Origin of the sequence: Streptosporangium sp. NPDC005286, assembly GCF_040607515.1 — a bacterium.
In the GTDB taxonomy this organism is placed as follows: Bacteria; Actinomycetota; Actinomycetes; order Streptosporangiales; family Streptosporangiaceae; genus Streptosporangium.
The window spans coordinates 1-3,232 of sequence record NZ_JBEXGU010000356.1; the positions used below are offsets into that span (position 1 = coordinate 1).

Annotated in this window: 2 protein-coding genes and 1 other RNA gene; all 3 read left to right on the forward strand. The window is 68.3% G+C overall.

What is annotated here, in order from left to right; all coding sequences use genetic code 11:
* Positions 1–70 precede the first annotated feature (70 nt).
* The 3 genes from smpB to ssrA all read left to right on the forward strand — a co-directional run bounded on the left by smpB (position 71) and on the right by ssrA (position 3,166).
* Positions 71–538: an SsrA-binding protein SmpB gene (gene smpB, locus ABZU75_RS45950; RefSeq protein ID WP_350920945.1), complete on the forward strand. Its 468-nt coding sequence runs from the start codon at positions 71–73 to the stop codon at positions 536–538.
* Complete coding sequence (locus tag ABZU75_RS45955; protein WP_355569751.1) at positions 535–2,424, forward strand: penicillin-binding transpeptidase domain-containing protein; 1,890 nt, start codon at positions 535–537, stop codon at positions 2,422–2,424. Before smpB ends, ABZU75_RS45955 begins: the two co-directional genes overlap by 4 nt.
* Positions 2,425–2,781: 357 nt before the next feature.
* Positions 2,782–3,166: a transfer-messenger RNA gene (gene ssrA, locus ABZU75_RS45960) on the forward strand.
* Positions 3,167–3,232 lie beyond the last annotated feature (66 nt).

Consider the following 3,232-nt stretch of genomic DNA (forward strand, 5'->3'; position numbering starts at 1 on the left):
GCGGGCGCCCGGCGCCCGCGCGCCGCTCTCGGGCGCGGTTCGCGGCTCCGCTGACCGGTAGGCTCAAGACATGCCACGTGAGACCGGGCGGAAGGTAATCGCCCAGAACAAGCGTGCCTGGCACGACTACCACATCGAGGACACCTACGAGGCTGGTCTTGTGCTCCAGGGCACGGAGGTCAAGTCACTGCGGCTCGGCCGCGCCTCCCTCCTCGACGGGTACGCCGTCATCAAGGACGGCGAGGCATGGTTGATCAACGTCCACATCCCCGAATACACCATGGGTACCTGGACCAACCACGCCGCGCGCCGATCCCGCAAGCTCCTGCTGCACCGCAAGGAGATCGACAAGCTGGTCGCCAAGACCAAGGAGGGCGGCCTGACCCTGGTGCCGCTCGCCATCTACTTCAAGGACGGCAGGGCCAAGATCGAGATCGGCCTCGCCAAGGGAAAGAAGGACTGGGACAAGCGGCAGACGCTGGCCGAGAACCAGGCCAAGCGGGAGATGGCACGCGCGCTCAGGCACAGGAACAGATGACGGTGAGAGGAAGGGCCAGGCGTGCCGCCTCCGCGGCGCTCGCGCTGGCGGTGACGGCTCCCATGCTGTCCGCCTGCTTCGAGGAGCCCTCGGCCCACGAGGCGGTGCGCGACTTCCTGATCGGCTGGCAGACGGGCGACTACGCCGCGGCGGCCAAGCGCACCGACGGCGATGAGAAGGTTGTCAGCAAGGCGCTCGAAGACGCCAAACTCCAGCTGGACGCGGCCTCGTTCCGCTTCAACGTCAAGAGCATGCGGCGCGCCGCGGACGAGGTCGAGGCCGACTTCGACGCCGAGGTCGACCTGGGGGAGAACAACCCCCTGTGGGAGTACGAGGGCAAGCTCCCGCTGCACCTGGTCGACGGCAGCTGGAAGGTGCGCTGGTCGCCCAGCGTTCTCCACCCCCAGCTGCGCGAGGGGCAGCGGTTCGCCGTGAAGGTCACCCCCGAGGGGCGCCAGCCGATCCTCGACCGCAACCGCGACCCGCTGCAGGAGAAGGCCATCCTGCACGTGGCGAGCGTGATTCCGGCCAATCTGAAGAACGACGAGGCGGACAAGCTCTGCCAGCGGCTCTCCAAGATCACTGGATTTCCGCATGACCGCCTGCTGAGCCGGATCCGTTCCGCCCAGCCCAACCTCCAGGTCCCGCTGGTCACCTTCGGCCGTACGAAGTTCGGGCAGCTCCGCGCCCAGCTGGAGGCGATCCCCGGCATCATCCTCTCCCAGCAGGAGCAGTCGGTCGCCCCCGCCTCGCCCACCCAGATCGTCGGCACCGTCACCGCCGTCACCCCCGAGACCGAGCAGCAGCTCGGCGGTCCGCAGCGGGCCGGGGACACGGTCGGCAGGGCCGGTCTGCAGAAGGCGTACCAGGAGCACCTGACCGGCTCGACCGACACCCGTGTGATCACTGTCGATCTCAAGACGCTCAAGGTGACCGAGCTCAAGAAGTGGCGGCCCGACCGTTCCACCTCGCCGGTGCAGACCACGCTCGACCGCGCCCACCAGAAGGCGGCCGACAGCGCGCTGCTGGGCGGGTCCGGCATGATGGTCGCGGTTCAGGCCTCGACCGGCGACATCCTGGCGGTGTCCAGCACCAACGAGTACAACCAGGAGAAGCACGCCCTCGCCGGGAGGTTCCCCGCGGGGACCACGTTCTCCATCATGTCCGTCGAGGGCATGCTCAAGGCGCGGATCAGCCCCAAGCAGAAGCTGGCCTGCCCCGCGGACCGGACCGTCGGTGGTGTCGCGTTCCATCAGGAGGGCGCGCCCATCGGAGTGACGCCGACCCTTCAGGCCAACTTCGCCACCGGTTGCGTGACCGCGCTCGCCTCGCTGGCCCGCAGGATCGACGGCTCCGAGCTGGCGTCCGCCGCCGCGAAGTTCGGCATCGGGGCGCCCTGGGCCCTGCCGTTGAAGGGGTTCAGCGGTTCCATGAGGCCGCTCAAGAACGACGCCGCCACGGCGAAGGCACTCGCCGGGCAGAACGTGCTGGTCAGCCCGCTCTCCATGGCGCTGGTCGCCGGGGCGGTCGCCTCGGGCACCTGGCGTCCGCCGGTTCTGGTCACCGACCCTCGGATCACCGATCCCACGACGGAGGCCGAGCCTTACAAGGCGCCCGATCCGATCAAACTGGACGACAAGACCGTCGACACCCTCCGCACCTTCATGCGCAGTGGCGTGACCGCGGGCTCGGCACGTGCCGCCGCGGCTCCCGGCGACCCCGTCCACGGCATCACGGCCGTCGCCTCGCAGAACCGCAAGCCGTTCGCCTGGTTCGTGGGATGGCAGGGAGACGTGGCCGTCGCCGTGCTGATGCAGAGCCCCGATCCCACGGCAGGCGCGGCCGCCGCGGGACGGTTCTTCCAGGGGCTCCATGCTGGGCTGTGACCTCCCGGAATATTCTTTTCACCCTGAGCAACCGCAGGGTGCCTCGTTTGCGTCCTTCTAAGTGACCGGGCACCGCTTGGGGGGTTGCGGGCTCGGTCGCTGTGATGAGATCAGGGCCTCATCTCGGGGGAGGCCCTGCCCGTCAGGACCGGCTCGACCCTGCCGGTCGACCCCGGGGGCGCTCGCGATTCGCGGGCGTCCCCGGGGTTTCGGTGTTCCCGGCCCGATGCCCGCACTCCGCCGCGCCCCCACCGCCTCGCCCGGCGCACCGGGCGGGAATTCGATTGGCGTTACCTCTGTTGTAACAGGTATCTTCGGATAGCTCGCCCCCTCGGGGGCGGGTTGAAAATTCAACAGGGGGGTGACTGGTTTCGACTTTGGCTTTGCAAGCCAGGTGAAGCGGGTCGAGGACTGCGGACATAACCTCGTTAACACTGTGACCGCGACCAACAAGTGCCAATAAGACGCACTCCGAAGTCAGCCAGGGCAACCTGGCACTCGCCGCCTAAGCAGCGAGTGACTTCTGCCGGCCCGGGAGCGCCTCCGGCCCGGATCCGGCATCGCTAGGAGGCTCAACCGATCGACCCGGCCACGGGGAAGATCGGGAAATCTTACAGTGGCTGAGCCCGTCGGCAACTTGCCTGCGTGATTGCCGGGGCTGAGAAAAGCACAGCAGGCTGCACCCGGAGAAGCCCTGTCTTGAAGTTGAAGGACGCGGGTTCGATTCCCGCCACCTCCACCCCCGTTCCGCGCTCGAACCGTGCGGAACAGATCGCCGAAGGGCGGTCGGGGCGGCGAGGTCGCCGCC

Bases quoted from the DNA above. Each gene is read 5' to 3' on its own strand.
- smpB (WP_350920945.1), top strand. From the start codon at position 71: ATGCCACGTGAGACCGGGCGGAAGGTAATCGCCCAGAACAAGCGTGCC.
- ABZU75_RS45955 (WP_355569751.1), top strand. From the start codon at position 535: ATGACGGTGAGAGGAAGGGCCAGGCGTGCCGCCTCCGCGGCGCTCGCG.